The sequence below is a fragment of the uncultured Thiohalocapsa sp. genome, assembly GCF_913063425.1.
GTDB lineage: Bacteria > Pseudomonadota > Gammaproteobacteria > Chromatiales > Chromatiaceae > Thiohalocapsa.
Genome location: NZ_CAJXYK010000006.1, coordinates 116174 through 132576, shown reverse-complemented (window position 1 = coordinate 132576; position 16403 = coordinate 116174). Strand labels below are relative to the sequence as shown.

The 16403-nt window shown below is 70.8% G+C and carries 11 protein-coding genes; 10 read left to right on the top strand and 1 reads right to left on the bottom strand.

Annotation, left to right across the window (positions count from 1 at the left end):
• Window positions 1-93 precede the first annotated feature (93 nt).
• The gene (locus QZ607_RS04885) at window positions 94-339 is read left to right on the top strand and encodes a DUF2934 domain-containing protein (protein ID WP_295880294.1); all 246 of its coding nucleotides are present in this window, start codon (window positions 94-96) and stop codon (window positions 337-339) included.
• Window positions 340-372: 33 nt separating this feature from the next.
• On the opposite strand, the gene QZ607_RS04880 is transcribed toward QZ607_RS04885, so the two are convergent.
• The gene (locus QZ607_RS04880) at window positions 373-1179 is read right to left on the bottom strand and encodes a fumarylacetoacetate hydrolase family protein (RefSeq protein WP_295880293.1); all 807 of its coding nucleotides are present in this window, start codon (window positions 1177-1179) and stop codon (window positions 373-375) included.
• Window positions 1180-1625: 446 nt separating this feature from the next.
• On the opposite strand from QZ607_RS04880, the gene hrpA reads away from it, so the two are divergent.
• The 9 genes from hrpA to QZ607_RS04835 all read left to right on the top strand — a co-directional run bounded on the left by hrpA (window position 1626) and on the right by QZ607_RS04835 (window position 16338).
• Window positions 1626-5636, top strand: a complete 4011-nt coding sequence (gene hrpA / locus QZ607_RS04875) for an ATP-dependent RNA helicase HrpA (protein ID WP_295880291.1) — start codon at window positions 1626-1628, stop codon at window positions 5634-5636.
• A gap of 55 nt (window positions 5637-5691) precedes the next feature.
• The gene (locus tag QZ607_RS04870) at window positions 5692-6204 is read left to right on the top strand and encodes a hypothetical protein (RefSeq protein WP_295880290.1); all 513 of its coding nucleotides are present in this window, start codon (window positions 5692-5694) and stop codon (window positions 6202-6204) included.
• A 704-nt stretch (window positions 6205-6908) separates the two neighbouring features.
• Window positions 6909-7700 carry a SapC family protein gene (locus QZ607_RS04865; RefSeq protein WP_295880288.1) on the top strand — a complete coding sequence of 264 codons (792 nt, stop codon included), beginning with the start codon at window positions 6909-6911 and terminating at the stop codon, window positions 7698-7700.
• Window positions 7701-7770: 70 nt separating this feature from the next.
• On the top strand, window positions 7771-9624 hold the full coding sequence (locus QZ607_RS04860) for an HlyD family efflux transporter periplasmic adaptor subunit (RefSeq protein WP_295880286.1): 1854 nt from the start codon (window positions 7771-7773) through the stop codon (window positions 9622-9624).
• A gap of 33 nt (window positions 9625-9657) precedes the next feature.
• Window positions 9658-11805 (top strand): HlyD family efflux transporter periplasmic adaptor subunit, encoded by a 2148-nt coding sequence (locus QZ607_RS04855; protein WP_295880285.1) that lies wholly within the window; start codon window positions 9658-9660, stop codon window positions 11803-11805.
• Window positions 11806-11832: 27 nt separating this feature from the next.
• On the top strand, window positions 11833-13821 hold the full coding sequence (locus tag QZ607_RS04850) for a hypothetical protein (protein ID WP_295880283.1): 1989 nt from the start codon (window positions 11833-11835) through the stop codon (window positions 13819-13821).
• Between the two features lie 129 nt (window positions 13822-13950).
• Window positions 13951-14760: an efflux RND transporter periplasmic adaptor subunit gene (locus QZ607_RS04845; protein ID WP_295880282.1), complete on the top strand. Its 810-nt coding sequence runs from the start codon at window positions 13951-13953 to the stop codon at window positions 14758-14760.
• A 141-nt stretch (window positions 14761-14901) separates the two neighbouring features.
• Entirely contained in the window at window positions 14902-15372 is a 471-nt protein-coding gene (locus QZ607_RS04840; protein ID WP_295880279.1) for a hypothetical protein, read from the top strand.
• Window positions 15373-15426: 54 nt separating this feature from the next.
• Window positions 15427-16338, top strand: coding sequence for an oxygenase MpaB family protein (locus QZ607_RS04835; RefSeq protein WP_295880276.1), 912 nt, complete (start codon window positions 15427-15429; stop codon window positions 16336-16338).
• Window positions 16339-16403 lie beyond the last annotated feature (65 nt).

Here is a 16403-nt window from a genome sequence, read left to right as displayed (position 1 = left end):
GGATTCGGGATGCGCCTGGACCCGGGGCGCGGGCACGTTACGGGCACGCTCGTTCCTGACGGCGCGCTGCCGCACTCTCGCTGGAGAACTGTCATGGCCAAAACCGAGACCAAGCCCCACCACCCGGACGGCGCTCCGCCGGCGGAGCACCCCGGCGTGGTGGCTGCGCCCGCGCCGGACGCGGAGGCCGCCGCCCGGCGCCTGCGTGCGCAGCTCCATGAGCGCATCGCGGTGCGCGCCTATTTCCTGGCGCAGGCGCGCCGCTTTGCGCCGGGCCAGGAGCTTGCGGACTGGCTCACGGCGGAGCAGCAGGAGGAGGCCGCAGAGCGCCCGCTCTGAGCCGGCGGCGGTGGCGGCGCTGCGGCTTGATGCTCAGGCGGCGGCGACGACGGGATTGCCGAGCCGGCCGATGCCGCCGATGGCCACCTCCACGCGGTCGCCGTCGGCGAGGAACACCGGCGGCCGCCGTGCGAAGCCGACGCCGGGCGGCGTGCCGGTGAGCAGCAGCGTGCCGGGCAGCAGTGTGGTGTCGCGGGAGAGAAACGCGATGAGCTCCGCCACCGGGAAGATCATGTCTGCGCTGTTGCCCTGCTGCATTTCCCGCCCGTTCAGGCGGCAGCCGACATCGAGCGCCTGGGGGTCGCGCACCGCGTCCGCGGTGACCAGCGCTGGCCCGAGCGGGCAGAAGCCGTCGAAGCCCTTGCCGCGAATCCATTGGCCGCCGCCGCCGTGCTTCTGCCAGCGCCGGGCGGAGACATCGTTGGCGCAGGTGTAGCCCAGCACGTAATCCAGGGCCTGTGCCACCGTCAGGTTGCGCGCCTTGCGGCCGATGACCACCGCCAGCTCTGCCTCGTAGTCCACCTCCGGCCCATGCGCGCAGGCCGCCGGCAGCGGAATGGGGTCTTCGGGGCCGATGACGGCGGTGGTGGGCTTCATGAAGACCACTGGATGCTCCGGGATGGCCGCGCCGGTCTCCTGCGCGTGGGCGCGGTAGTTGAGGCCGATGCAGAAGATGTTGACCGGCTGCACGGGCGGGAGCAGGCGGGCGACGTCGGTGTGCTCGCCGGTGGGGGTCAGGGTGCCGAAGGGGTCGCCCTCGAGCACGCGGGCGCGGTCTGTGCCCACGGGCTCGCCGTAGAGGGTGCGGCCGTCGGGGGTCTCGAAGCGGATGAGGTGCATGGGATGTCTGAGCTTTGAAAGGGGCTGGGGGCGACGCACGAGGGGCGAGGGGCGAGGGGCGAGGTGCGGGTCTACACTCTACGCACTCCTGCACTCCTGCACTCCTACACTCCTGCACCCGACAGCCCCTGTGCAGGTCTGGTCAGCGCAGCGTGACCCGACACTGCGCACCCGTCAGGCGTGGATTGTCGGGTTACGCTGTCGTTGTGACAGCGGGATGCCCGTGGCGATCGTTGACGCCCTATGGCTGCGGCTTAGTATAGCCGGCGGACGTTGGGCCCCATGCCCGCCGGGGCTCGGCCGGCAGCCCGCCCGCGTCGCCTGCGCCGCCAGGCAGGCATCGGCGGGCGTCGGCGTGCCGGAATGCGGACTCGGCGGTGCGGAACCCGCCGCTCGCCCCAACTCTCTGCACATGCCCGCCCCCAAAACGATGTCTCCAGCCACCCATGTCTCCCGCCGCGGTGCCGGCTCCTGAGCGCGAGCCGCGCCTGCCCGGCGACGCCGACCTCGCTGGCTGCCTGATCCGCGACCGTCACGAGCTGCGCCGGCGGCTGCGCGGGCTGCGTCGGCGTGCCGAGCAGGGCCTGCCGGTGGACCGGGGTCTGGCGAAGGTCGCGGAGACCGTCGCGGCGTCCCAGGCCACCGTGGCGCGTCGCCGTGCTGCGGTGCCGACGGTCAGCTATCCGCCCGAGCTGCCCGTGAGCGAGCGTCGGGACGAGGTGGCGCGGCTCATCCGGCACCATCAGGTCGTCGTGCTCTGCGGCGAAACGGGCTCCGGCAAGTCCACCCAGCTGCCGAAGCTCTGCCTGGACCCGACATTGGGTCTGGGGGAAGGCGGCGGCGGGCGCGGCATCTTCGGGCGCATCGGCCACACCCAGCCCCGGCGCATCGCCGCCCGCAGCCTGGCGAGCCGGGTGTCGCAGGAGCTGGGCACGGAGCTCGGCGCCACCGTCGGCTACAAGGTGCGCTTCCACGACCGGGTGCACCCGGAGACCGCCGTCAAGCTCATGACCGACGGCATCCTGCTGGCGGAGCTGCAGCAGGACCGGCTGCTGACGGAGTACGACACGCTGATCATCGACGAGGCCCACGAGCGCAGCCTCAACATCGACTTTCTGCTGGGCTACCTGAAGCAACTGCTGCCGAAGCGGCCCGATCTGAAGCTCATCGTCACCTCGGCCACCATCGATCCGGAGCGCTTCGCCAGGCACTTCGCCGACGCCGAGGGCAAGCCCGCGCCCATCATCGAGATCAGCGGCCGCACCTATCCCGTGGAGGTGCGCTGGCGTCCACCGGAGGAGCCCTCCGCCGGCGAGCGCGACGACGCCATGCAAACCGCCATCTCCGACGCCGTCGCCGAGCTGGCCCGCGCGGGCCGCGGCGATGTGCTGGTGTTCCTGTCCGGCGAGCGCGAGATCCGCGAGACCGCGGAGACCCTGCGCAAACATCACCCGCCGAGCACCGAGGTGCTGCCTTTGTACGCCCGCCAGGGGCCGGCCGAGCAGGCCCGGGTCTTCAAGCCGCACGGCCGCCGCCGGGTGGTGCTGGCCACCAACGTCGCCGAGACCTCGCTCACCGTGCCCGGCATCCACTACGTGGTGGACCCGGGCTTTGCGCGCATCAGCCGCTACAGCCACCGCAGCAAGGTCCAGCGTCTGCCGGTGGAGCGCGTCAGCCGCGCCAGCGCCGATCAGCGCAAGGGCCGCTGCGGGCGCGTCGCCGCCGGTGTCTGCATCCGCCTCTACGACGAGGACAACTTCAACGCCCGCGCCGAGTACACGGAGCCCGAGATCCGCCGCACCAACCTGGCGGCGGTGATTCTGCAGATGAAGCGCTTGGGCTTCGGTGACATCGAGACCTTTCCATTCATCGACCCGCCGGACGCCAAGCTGATCTCCGACGGTTACCGCACACTGCAGGAGCTGGCGGCACTGGATGCCAAGGGCCAGCTCACCAAGCTCGGGCAACAGCTCGCCCGCCTGCCGGTGGACCCGCGCATCGGCCGCATGCTGCTGGCGGCGGCGGCACACAAGTGCCTGGCCGAGGTGCTGATCATCGCCGCGGCGCTGGCGGTGCAGGACCCGCGCGAGCGGCCCATGGAGCAGCGCCAGTCCGCGGATGAGATCCACGCCACCTTCAACCACCCGGAGTCGGACTTCCTGGCCTTCGTCAACCTCTGGACCTTCCTGGAGCAGGAGCGCAAGCACCTGTCCCGGCGCAAGTTCCAGCAGCTCTGCCGGCAGCACTTCCTGTCCTGGAACCGGGTGCAGGAGTGGCACGACGTGCATGGCCAGCTGAAGGAGCAGATGCAGGAGCTCGGCCACAAGCCGAACGCCGCCGAGGGCACCGTCGAGGAGATCCACCGGGCGCTGCTGACGGGCTTGCTCAGCAACATCGGCCTCAAGGACGAGCAGCGGGAATACCTCGGCGCCCGCGGCGGGCGCTTCTTCATCCACCCAAGCTCTGGCCTGTTCAAGGAGAGCCCGAAGTGGATCGTCTGCGCCGAGCGGGTGGAGACCACCCGCGATTACGGCCGCATCGTGGCCAAGGTACAGCCGGGCTGGATCGAGCAGGCCGGTGCGCACCTCATCAAGCGCAGCTGGGCGGAGCCGCACTGGCAGTCGCAGCGCGGGCAGGTGGCCGCCTTCGAGACCGTGACTCTGTTCGGCGTCACGCTCGCCGCCCGCCGCCGGGTCAACTACGGCCCCATCAACCCGGCGGAGTCCCGGGAGGTGTTCCTGCGCTTCGGGCTCGCCGAAGGGGACTTCGACACCCGCGCCCCCTTCTGGCGCCACAACCAGGAGCTCATCGAATCCGTCCACCAGCTCGAGGCCAAGTCCCGCCGGCGGGACATCCTGGTGGATGAGGAGGCCATCTACGCCTTCTACGCCGCCCGCGTGCCGACGGGCATCTACTCCAAGCCCCAGTTCGAGCAGTGGCTGCGTAAGGCGACGCAACAGGACCCGAAGCTCCTGCACATGCGCCTGTCCGACGTGCTCGCCCGCGACGCCGCCGAGGTCACCGAAGCGCGCTACCCGGACAGCCTGCGGGTGGGTGCGACGGACCTGCCGCTGGAGTACCACTTCGACCCCGGCCACCGGGCCGACGGGGTGACCCTGGTGGTACCGCTGGCGCTGGTGAATCAGGTGGCTCCGGAGCGGCTCGACTGGCTGGTGCCGGGCCTGCTCGCCGAGCGCATCACCGCTATGCTGCGGGGTTTGCCCAAGTCCATCCGCAAGGCCTTCGTGCCCGTCCCGGAGACCGCCGAGCGTATCGCGGCCCGGCTCCAACCTTCTGATCGCCCGCTGCTCCAGGCCGTCGCCGAGGAGCTGAAGGCGCGCTTCGGTGTGCACGTGCCGGAGGACGCCTGGGACCTGTCGGCGCTGCCCGAGCACCTGCGCATGAAGGTGCGGCTGGTGGACGCCGACGGCCGCGCGGTGGCGACCGGCGAGGACCTGGTGGCGCTCAAGCGCCAACACGGCGACGCGGCAGCCGCCGCCCCCAAGCCCCAGCCGGACACACAGGGTCTGGAGCGCACCGGCATCACCCGCTGGGACTTCGGTACGCTGCCCGAGCATATCGACCGCACCCATGCCGGCATCCGCCTGCGCGGCTACCCCGCCCTCCAAGACAACGGGGACAGTGTATGTATCTCGGTTTTGGACTCAGCGCACAGCGCGGCGCGGGCCATGCGGGCGGGGCTGCGGCGGCTCATCATGCTGACCCTGGGGCAGGACATGCGCTATCTCAGGCGCAACCTGCCGGGGCTGGACCGGATGCGGCTGCAGTACGCCAAGGCACCGGAGCCGCCATCCGAGGCGCCCACCGGTGCTTGGGAACGCAAAGGGGGCGGCAAGACGGGCGCACCGCAGGACCTGGCTGATGAGCTGACGGCGCTCATCGTCGATTTGACCTTCACCGAGGGCCAGCCGCCCATCCGCGACCAGGCGGCCTTCGAGGCCAGGCTCACGGCCTGCAAGGGCCGGCTCATGCCCACCGCGAATGAGGTCTGCGACCTGGCCTCTCGCATCCTGGATGCCTACCAGGGCCTGCGCAAGCGCCTCGCCGGCATTACCCAGATCAACTGGATGCCCTCGGTGCTGGACCTGCGCGCACAGCTGGACGCGCTGGTGTTTCGGGGCTTCCTGCAGCAGGTGCCCTTCGAGCGCCTCAAGGAGTATCCGCGCTATCTCAGGGCCGCCGAACAGCGCACCGAGAAGCTCTTCCACGCCGCCGGCCGCGATCAGCAGCGCCTGGCGGATCTCAAACCGCTGCTGGAGCAGCTCGCCGAGCGCCAGGTCGCGGCCCGCGCCGCCGAGCGCGACGACCCCAGGCTGGATGAGATCCGCTGGATGCTGGAGGAGCTGCGGGTGTCGCTGTTCGCGCAGCAGCTCGGCACCGCCTACCCGGTGTCCGTCAAGCGTGTGCAGGCGCGTTGGCGGGAGCTCGGTCTCTGACGGTGGCTGTATTAGACTGAGGGCGACGCATGGCAAAGCCTGGTCAGGACGCGCAATGACCTTAACGCAAGAGGATATCGACTTCATCAAGGCCAACATGGCCGATTGGCTGGCCGAGCAGAGCCTCGGCAAGCCGCCTGCGGTCTATGAGATCGAGCTGCGCGAGCGGATGGTGCGGGTCGAGGAGGAGCTCAGGCACCAGCGGGAGCTGATGCGTGAGGGCTTTACCCGCATGGACGAGCGCTTTGCGCAGGTGGACAAGCGTTTCGAGCTGGCTGAGCAACGCCACCAGGAACTGCGGCAGGACATGCTGGCGCGCTTCGAGCAGATGGACAAGCGCTTCGAGCAGATGGACAAACGCTTCGAGCAGGTGGACAAGCGCTTCGAGCAGGTCGACCAACGCTTCGAGCAGATCGACAAGCGCTTCGAGCAGGTGAACAAGCGTTTCGAGCAAGTGGACGGCCGCTTCGACGAAATGATCCGCCGCCACGACCGCCACTTTCTGTGGCTGATCGGCTTCATCACCACCGTTGGCACCCTGATCGTTGCCGCGGTCAAGCTCTGGTAGGTGCGCGCGACCGCCCGCAACGCTGGACCTGGCGCAGGACTGCGGGCAGATCGGCGTTCTGCCCGCAAGCTGTGAGTCCCCAGAAAAAATTCGGTGACAGTATATTTATCTCGGTGCCGGGTTCGACGCACAGCGACGCGCAGGCCATGCGGGCGTAGCTGCCTCGGCTCATCATGCTCACTCTTCTACGCCGCCGGCTGCGATCAGCAGCGCCCGGCGGAGCTTACGCCGCTGCTGGAGCATCTCGCCCAGCGCCAGGCCGCCGCCCGCGCCACTGCCGGCGACGACCCCAGGCCGGGTGCGATCCGCTGGATGCTGGGGGGAGCTGCGCGTGTCGCTCTTCGCGCAGCGGCTCGGCACCGCCTATCCCCGTGTCCGTCCAGCGCGTCCAGGCGCGCTGGTGGGAGCTGGGACTTCAGCCGAGGGCGGCGCCGACGCCTGCCCCCCGACGCAGGACCAGCGGGTGCACGCACGTCGGCGCACTCGCCCACTTCTTCGATGGCGGGCGGCAGCGCTTTGTCCACGCGCGGCGCATCTGCTAGCTTGCAGAGGTTTCGCCGATAAGGCGATTCGGAGAAAACCCGGGTGTTGCCGGATGGGTGCCGTCCGGGCGCTGCGGCTGATGAAGCCAGCATGACCGCCGCGCCCGCCGGCGGCAGCCAGGTTGTGTTTTGCAACAAGCCCCAAGGAGTGCCGACGCAGTCATGACCAACCAACTCCTCTTCTATGCCGACGCCAAGCCCGTCAGCGTCACCGAGCACAAGGACCTGTCCGTGAAGACGGGCGCCGATTACGGCTTCGCCGCCAAGGTGAATTCCGTGCCGCTGACGGCGGCGGAGCTGCCGGCGGCCGCGCTGGAGTACGCCATCGTCTTCGCCGGCAATGACGACCAGGTGGTGCCGCTGGTGATCCTTGGCGCCCAGAAGGAGCAGAACCTCTACGTGGATGACGACGGCCGCTGGCGCGCAAAGTACATCCCGGCCTTCGTGCGGCGCTACCCCTTCGTGTTCGCTCAGTCCGGGGACGGCAAGAACCTGACGCTCTGCATCGACGAGGGCTTTTCCGGCTGCAATCGCGAGGGCCGCGGCGAGCGGCTGTTCGATGCCGAGGGCAGCCGCACCGCCTACCTGGAGCAGGTGATCAACTTCCAGCGCGCCTACCAGGTGCAGCACCAGCGTACCCAGGCCTTCTGCAAGCGCCTGGTGGAGCTCGGCCTGCTGGCGCCGGTGCAGGCGCAGCTCGGCACCGGCGGCGGCGAGCGCCGGGTGCTGAGCGGCCTGCGAGTGGTGAACCGGACCAAGCTCAAGGAGCTGGACGCCGAGACCCTGCACGGGCTGATGCAGCGCGACGAGCTGGAGCTGATTTATCTGCACCTGCACTCGCTGGCCAACCTGCGTCTCATCGGCGAGCGTATGCCGCAGCCTGCCACCGGTGCCGAAGCCGACACGGCGCCGGCGTCGGAGGCCGACGAGGCGGCGGAGGCCACCAAGCATTGATGCGCAGGGGCTGCCCCGGTCCGTATCGGCGGCATCAGCCCCGGCTGCGCGTTGAGCCCGGGTCGGGTGCATGAGCATCGCCTCCCTCGACACGGCCGCCGGGGCCGCAGCCGACGCGGCTGCAACGCCCGCCGCCGCCTGGGCCGATTTCGCCGGCGCCCCCGGCAGCAGTCGCTTCCCGGCGCTTTGGCTGTCCCTGCTCTGTGGCCAGCTGGCCGGTGCCCGGTCGGCGCTGCTGCTGCTTGGTGAGGCGGAGCGCGGACCCTACACGCCCGCCGCCGTCTGGCCCGACCCGCAGCGGGACGTGACGGCACTCTCCCCCGCCGCTGAGCGCACCCTGCGCGAGCGCCGCGGCCTGGCCCTGCCACGCCCCGGCGACGCGGGCCTGTTTCATCTCACCTATCCGCTGGTGGTGGGCGAAGCCCTGCACGGGGCCCTGGTGGTGGAGCTGGCGGCGGCGGGCGAGGCCGCGGTGCAGCAGGCGCTGCGGCAGATCCACTGGGGGGCGGCGGGCATGGAGCTGGAGCTGCACCGGCGCGAGCGCGAATCCGCCGCCGCCGCCAACCGCCGGGTGTTCTCGGTGCTGGATCTGGTGGCGGCGGTGGTGGAAGAAGACCGCTTCCAGGCCGCGGCCTCGGCGCTGGTCTCGGAGCTGGCCACGCGGCTCGACTGCGACCGGGTGAGCTTGGGCCTGCGGCGGGGCCGGCAGCTGCGGGTGCAGGCGGTCTCCCACAGCGCAAGCTTCGGCCGGCAGATGAACCTGATCCGGCTCATCGAGGCCGCCATGGACGAGGCCGTGGACCAGCAGACCCGGCTCGCCTATCCGAGCACCGACGAGCTGGTGGTGATGGCCGCCCACCAGGCCCTCGCGCAGCAGCAGGGGGCGCCGGAGATCTGCACCCTGCCGCTGCGCGCCCACGGCGACTGGGCGGCGGCCCTGACCCTGGAGCGCCCGGCGGGCCGGCGGCTGTCTGATCTGGACGCCGACCTCGCCGCCACCGCGGGGGAGCTGGCCGCGCCCCTGCTGCTCTGCAAGCGTGAGGAAGAGCGCTGGATCGCGACCAAGATCGGCCAGTCCGCCAGCGATCAGCTCAAGCGCCTGTTCGGGCCGAAGCACCTGGGGCGCAAGCTCGCGGTGCTCGGGATTGTCGCGTTGGTGGCCTTTTTCGTCTTTGCCAAGGGCCAGTATCGCGTCAGCGCCGATGCGACCCTGGAGGGCGGCGAGCTGCGCGCCCTGGTGGCGCCCTTCGCCGGCTACATCGAGACTGCCGAGGCCCGCGCCGGCGAGCAGGTGGCCGCCGGCGAGCTGCTGGCGACCCTGGACGACCGGGACCTGAAGCTGGAGCAGGTGCGCCTGTCCACCGAGCAGGCCCAGTACCGGCGCGAGCGCCGCCAGGCCGCAGCGGAGGGCGACCGCGCCCGGGTGCGCATCCTGACCGCCCAGATCGAGCAGGCCGAAGCCCAGCTCGCCCTCATCGACGAGCAGCTGGCGCGAACGCGCCTGACGGCACCCTTCGACGGCATTCTGGTCTCGGGGGATCTCAGCCAGTCCCTGGGCGCGCCGGTGCAGCAGGGTGAGGTGCTGTTCGAGGTGGCCCCGGCGGATGCCTACCGCGTCCAGCTCGCGGTCGCCGAGGGCGACATCGACGACCTCGCCGTGGGCCAGACCGGCACCCTGGTGCTGGCGGCGCTGCCGGAGCAGCGCCTGCCCATGGAGGTTACGCTCATCACCCCGGTGGCCACGGTGGTGGACGGACAGAACAGCTTCGCGGTGGAGGCGCGGCTCACCGAGACGCCGAAGCGCCTGCGCCCGGGCATGGAGGGTGTCGGCAAGATCGACATCGGCGAGCGCCGGCTCATCTGGATCTGGACCCGCGGCTTTCTGGACTGGGCGCGGCTCAAGCTCTGGGCCTGGTGGCCCTGAACGCCGCCACCTCAGCGGACGCCAGCGAGCAGCATGCCCGAGCCGCTCCTAGACCCCCAGTGGTACCGGGTCGCCGATCTGCGCCCCAGGCTGCGCCCGCACGTGCAGCTGCACCGCCACCACTACCGCGGCCAGCGCTGGTATGTCATCCAGGACGCGGGCACCGGGCGCTATCACCGCTTCTCCGCCGTCGCGCACCGCCTCATCGGGCTCATGGACGGCCGCCGCTCGCTGGGGCGCATCTGGGAGCTGGCCGCGCGGGAGCTGGGCGATGACGTGCCCACCCAGGGCGAGACCCTGCGGCTCCTGCACCAGCTGCACGCCGCCGATGTGCTGCAGACGGACATCAACGCCGACACCGAGGAGCGGGTGCGCCGCTTCGACCGCGAGCGCCGGCGCAAGTGGCAGCAGCAGCTCAAGTCGCCGCTCGCCGTGCGGGTGCCGTTGGTGGACCCGGAGCGCTTCCTCGCCGCCACCGCCTGGCTGGTGCGCCCGCTGTTCGGCTGGCTCGGCCTCCTGCTCTGGCTCACGGTGGTGGGCACGGCCGTGGTGCTGGCGGCCATGCACTGGGAGGCGCTGGCCGCCGATGTCTCGGGCCGGCTGCTGGCGCCGCAGAATCTGCTGCTCATGTGGCTCGCCTTCCCGGTGGTGAAGGCCCTGCACGAGCTGGGGCACGGCTATGCCGTCAAGCACTGGGGCGGCGAGGTGCACCAGATCGGCATCATGTTCCTGGTGTTCATGCCGGTGCCCTATGTGGACGCCTCCAGCGCCACGGCCTTCCGCGACAAGTACCAGCGTGCCCTCGTCGGTGCCATGGGCATGGTGGTGGAGGTCTTGCTGGCGGCGCTGGCGCTCTTCGTCTGGCTCGCGGTGGAGCCGGGGCTGGTGAAGGCGCTGGCCTACAACGTCATGATCATCGCCGGCGTGTCGACGCTGCTCTTCAACGGCAATCCGCTGCTGCGCTTCGATGCCTATTACATCCTGGCGGACCTGCTGGAGATCCCGAACCTGGCGAGCCGCGCCAACCGCTATGTGTTCTACCTCGTCAAGCGGCACTGGTTCGGGCTCAAGGAGCTGGAAAGTCCGGCGAGCGCCCCCGGCGAGGCACGCTGGTTCCTGCTCTATGCGCCGGCGTCCTTCGTCTACCGCATGGTCATCTTCGCGGCCATTGTGGTGTTCGTCGCCGGGCAGTTCTTCTTCATCGGTGTGCTGCTGGCCCTCTGGGCCGCCTTCAGCCTGTTCGTGATGCCGACGCTCAAAGGTGCGCACTACCTGCTCAACAGCCCCGAGCTTGGGCGCCGCCGGCCACGGGCGCTCGGCGTCACCGGGCTGCTGTTGGCTGGGGTGCTGGTGCTGCTCTTCGCGGTGCCGGTGCCGCTGGCAACGGTGGCCGAGGGGGTGGTCTGGGCGCCGGAGGGCACCCAGGTGCGGGCGCGGGCGGCGGGCTTCGTGGACCAGATCAGGGCCGCCAACGGCGCCGCGGTGACACTCGGGGAGCTGCTGGTGACCCTGAACGACCCGCTGCTGGAGCCGGAGCTCCGGGTGCTTCAGGGCGAGCGCGCAGCGCTGGAGGCCCGCTACGACCTGGTCCGGCGCGAGGACCGCACCCGCGCCCAGATCGTGCAGGAGCAGCTCGACAACCTGGACGCCCGCATTGCCCGCAAGCGTGAGCAGCTGGCGGATCTGCAAGTACGCGCGCCGCGGACCGGGACCCTGGTGCTGCCGGACGCCCGTGACCTGCCGGACCGCTATGTGCGCCAGGGCGAGCTTTTGGGCTATGTTACCGACGATGCTGAGACTTTGGTGCGCGCCGTGGTGACCCAGGACGAGGTGGACCTGGTGCGCAACCGAACCCGCCGCGTGCACCTGCGCAGCGCCCAGGACCCGCACCGCGCGGTGCCGGCGCAGCTCAACGGCGAGGTGCCGAGCGCAAGCCTTGAGCTGCCGAGCCCGGCGCTCGGCAGCACCGGCGGCGGGCGTATCCCGGTGGACCCCACGGCCACCGAGGGCGCGCAGGCCCTGGAGAAGGTCTTCCAGTTCGACCTGGTGGCCGCCGGCGCCGCACTGGCTGCGCAGATCGGCGAGCGCGTGCATGTGCGCTTCGACCATGGCTGGGAGCCCGTGGGCTGGACGCTGTACCGCTGGCTGCAGCGGCTCTTCCTACGCCATTTCGCCCTGTGAGCGGGCCATCATGGAGACGGGCAGCCCATGACCTCCCATGTCTTGTCACTTGCCGCGGACGCGGGCGTGGTTTATCCCGAGCGGCGCCTGCACCGGGAGCCCTGGTACGAGGCCCCGGCGCGGGCGCTGGCGGGGCGGCTCAAGCGCCCGCTGGCGGGGTCGAGTGCCCGCTATCGGCCCATCGTGCGCCGCGCCGCCGCCCACGCCGCCTCAGCGGCGGCGGCATCCGATGACGCGCTGCGCCGGCGGGCTCAGGCGCTGGGTGCCCGGCTGCGGGCCCGGGGCTTCGCGATGGAGCCCGTGGCGGAGCTGTTTGCGCTGGTGCGCGAGGCCGCCACGCGCACCCTGGGCCAGCGCCACTACGACGTCCAGCTCATGGGCGCCTGGGTGCTGCTGCACGGGCGCATTGCCGAGATGGACACGGGCGAGGGCAAGACGCTCACGGCGGCGCTGGCGGCGAGCGCCGCGGCACTCGCAGGCCTGCCGGCGCACGTCATTACCGCCAACGACTACCTGGCCGAGCGCGACGCACGCACCCTGTCGCCCTTGTACCGGGCGCTGGGCCTCAGGGTCGGCAATCCGCTGCACGGTATGGCGCCCGCCGAGCGCCGCGCGGCCTATGGCTGCGAGGTGGTCTATGCCTCCAACAAGGAGCTCGCGTTCGACTTTCTGCGCGACCGGGTCACCCTGGGCCGGCGCCGGCGCCGCCTCGGCGTCTCCCTGGCGCGCCTCGCGGGGACGGACCCGGCGCTGGCGGGGCTGCTGCTGCGCGGGCTTTGCTTCGCCATCGTCGATGAGGCCGACTCCGTGCTGCTGGACGAGGCGCGCACGCCGCTCATCATCTCCGCGTCCGCTGCCGGCGGCGATGCCGACGGCCTGTTTGCCCAGGCCGTGGCGCTCGGCCGGGCGCTGGCACCGGAGCGGGACTTTCGCCGCATTCCGCAGGAGCGGCGCATCGAGCTCACGGACGTCGGCCGCGAGCGCCTGGCGGACCTCGCGCAGGACCTGGACGGCCCCTGGCGCGGGCCGCGGCGGCGCGAGGAGCTGGTGGCTCAGGCGCTCGGTGCGCTGCACCTGTATCAGCGCGACGTGCATTACCTGGTGCGGGACGACAAGATCCAGATCGTCGACGAGTACACCGGCCGGGTGCTGGAGGACCGCGCCTGGGAGCAGGGACTGCACCAGATGGTGGAGGTCAAGGAAGACGTGCCGGTGACCGGTCAGCGCCAGGCCCTGGCGCGCACCAGCTATCAGGATTTCTTTCGGCGCTACCTGCACCTCTGCGGCATGACCGGCACCGCCCGCGAGCTGGCGGCGGAGCTGCACGCGGTCTATGGCCTGGACGTCGTGCGGGTGCCCACCAACCGCCCGAGCCGGCGTCGGCGCCTGCCGACCCGGGTCTTCGCGGACGCCGACGCCAAGTGGGCGGCGGTTGCAGAGCATGTGGCGGCCGTTCAGCGCAGCGGCCGGCCGGTGCTGGTGGGGACCCGCACCGTGGCCGCCGCGGACCGGGCCAGTGCGGCGCTGACGGCGCGCGGCATCGACCACCAGGTGCTGAGCGCGAGTCAGGATGCAGCGGAGGCCGAGGTCATCGCCGGCGCCGGCGGCCGCGGCGTGGTGACCGTTGCCACCAACATGGCCGGGCGCGGCACCGACATCCGGCTGGCCGACGGCGTCGCGGACCGGGGCGGGCTGCAGGTGCTGGCCACGGAGCTGCACGACGCCCGCCGCATCGACCGCCAGCTCTATGGCCGCTGTGCGCGCCAGGGCGACCCGGGCGATCATGCCGCCTTTCTGGCCCTGGACGATGAGCTCATTGCGACCAATCTCTCCGCTGCGGCGCGGGCGCTGCTGCGGCTCTGGGTGCGCCTGCCGGGCGGGGCACGGCTCGCCGCGCCTCTGCTGCGCGCCGCCCAGCGCCGGGCGGAGGCGCGCAACCGCCGCCTGCGCAAGCGCCTGCTGAAGCAGGACGAGCGCCTGGCGGACAGCATGGCCTTCTCCGGGCCGAGCCAGTGACTCGAAGCTGACACTATGATGCTCTGTACCTGCAACGACTCCGGCGCATCCACCTGCTCCCCGGCGGGTAGCGCCGGCGTCGGCGAGCGTCGTCGCGCCCGGACTTGGCCCGGCTTACCAGCGGGGCTGTTGGCGAGCACCTTGCTGGGCGCGCTGCTGGCATTGGTCCCGGCGGCCTTGCCGGCGGCGGGCTACCCTTGCCTGGTGGAGCCGCACGTGGTGGTGGAGCTCAGCACCGCCGTGGAAGGTGTGCTGGACAGCGTCGAGGTGCAGAAGGGTGACTTCGTGCAGGCCGGCGAGGTGGTGGCGCGGCTGGAGTCCGCCATCGAGCAGGCCATGGTGGCCCAGGCCGAGGCGCGGGCGGACATGCGCTCCACGGTGCGTGCCCGGGAGGTGAGCCTCGCCCGCAACCAGGAGAAGCACGAGCGGGCGGTGAAGCTGTCCTCGCAGAAGTTCGTCTCGCCGGACGAGCTGGACGAGCTGGCCTCCGCCGTGGAGCTGGCGCGTCTGGAGCTGGAGGCGGAGCGCGAGCAGCAGCGCCTGGCGGAGCTGGAGCTGGCCCGCAGCCGCGCGCTGCTGGAGCAGCGGGTGCTGCGCAGCCCCATCGACGGCGTGGTGGTCCGGCGCTTCCTGAACCCCGGCGAGTTCGCCCAGGCGCAGCCCATTTTGCGCATCGCACAGCTGGACCCGCTGAACGTGGAGGCCGTGCTGCCGGGGGCCGTGCATGGGCAGGTGACGGCGGGCATGCCGGCGCGCGTGCTGCTGCACGGGGCGCAGGGGCAGGTCATCGACGCCGAGGTCACCATCGTCGAGCAGGTCATCGACGCCGCCAGCGGTACCTTCGGCGTGCGCGTGGAGGTGGCGAATCCCGATCACGGCATTCCGGCCGGGCTGGAGTGCACATTGGAGCTGGAAGGCGTGGGCGAGGCGGGCGGTTGAGCGCGGCGTCCGCGCCCGCGCACCTCTGCCCCCGTGTTGCCGGCCGCGGCGCCGTGCGGCCGGCGGCCGCGCCCCATGTGATGTACCGGTCCCCTGTTAGACTTGGCCACAACGACGGGTAAGCTGCCGAACGCCGCAACAATGACGCTGACCAAGGAAGACATCGACTTCATCAAGGCCAACATGGCCGATTGGCTGGCCGAGCAGAGTCTCGGCAAGCCGCCCGCGGTCTACGAGATCGAGCTGCGCGAGCGGATGGTGCGGGTGGAGGAGGAGCTCAGGCACCAGCGGGAGCTGATGCGTGAAGGTTTTGCGCGCATGGACGAGCGTTTTGCGCAGGTGGACAAGCGTTTCGAGCTGGCTGAGCTACGCCACCAGGAACTGCGACAAGACATGCTGGCGCGCTTCGAGCAGGTGGACAAGCGCTTCGAGCAGGTGGACAAGCGCTTCGAGCAGGTCGACAAGCGCTTCGAGCAGATGGACAAGCGCTTCCAGCAGGTGGATGCCCGCTTCGATGAAATGATCCGCCGCCACGACCGCCACTTCCTGTGGCTGATCGGTTTCATCAGCACCGTCGGCGCCCTGATCGTCGCCGCGGTCAAGCTCTGGTAAACGGGCGTCGTCGCCCGCATCACCCCGCGACGCGCTGCAAGCGTCGTGCTGCCGATGTCCTCACAGCGGAATTCCGACCCGCCCTGGCTCCAGACCCTGATCCCGCCGGAGATCCTGGCACCGCGGGACCGCTTTGCCCGCGCCCGCTACATCGCCACCCTGGACCCGGAGCGGGACTGCGAGCAGATCGGCTTCCTGCTGGCGAGCTGCGAGTTCCCCTGGGACACCACCCGGGCGCTGGAGCTGGCGCTGCTGCGCACCTTCGGTGTCGCCAAGGGGACGCCGCTCCTGGTGGAGACGGGCGAGCTGATCCGCCGCACCCAGAAGCGCTATGACGATACGGCGCTGATCCTGGCGGAGATCCAGGAGAACGGCGTGGATCATCCCCGCGGACGGGCGGCGCTCAAGCGCATGAATCAGCAGCACGGGCGCTATGCCATCCCCCGGGACGAGTATCTCTATACGCTGACGACCTTTGTCTTCGAGCCGATTCGGTGGAACCAACGCTTCGGCTGGCGCCGCATGACCGAGGGCGAGCGGCTTGCGACCTTCCACGTCTGGCGGCGCATCGGCGCGCGCATGGGCATCCGTAATATCCCGGACGACTACGCCGAGCTGGAGCGGTTCAACATCGACTTCGAGCAGGCGAATTTCCGCTGCAGCGAGCACAATCATGCGCTGGCGACGGCGACGCGGAATCTGATGCTGGGCTGGTTCCTGCCCCGAGCCTTGTGGCCGCTCGGTGCACCCGTCATCCATTCGCTGCTGGACGCGCCCATGCTGCGGGCGGTGGGCTTCGATCCGGCGCCGGCACCGGTGCGGGCGCTGGTGCTGGGCGGTATGGCGCTGCGTCGGCGGCTGCTGCGCCGGCTGCCGCCGCGGCGCCGTCCGCGGCTCCTGACCCGGCAGCGGCATCGGAGCTACCCATGCGGCTACCACATCGAGGAGCTTGGCGCGGATCGCTAGGGAGACGCCGGTTCATCGGCGTTTCCCGCGCGGGGCAGGATGCCCCGCCATGTTCAGCGATCCTT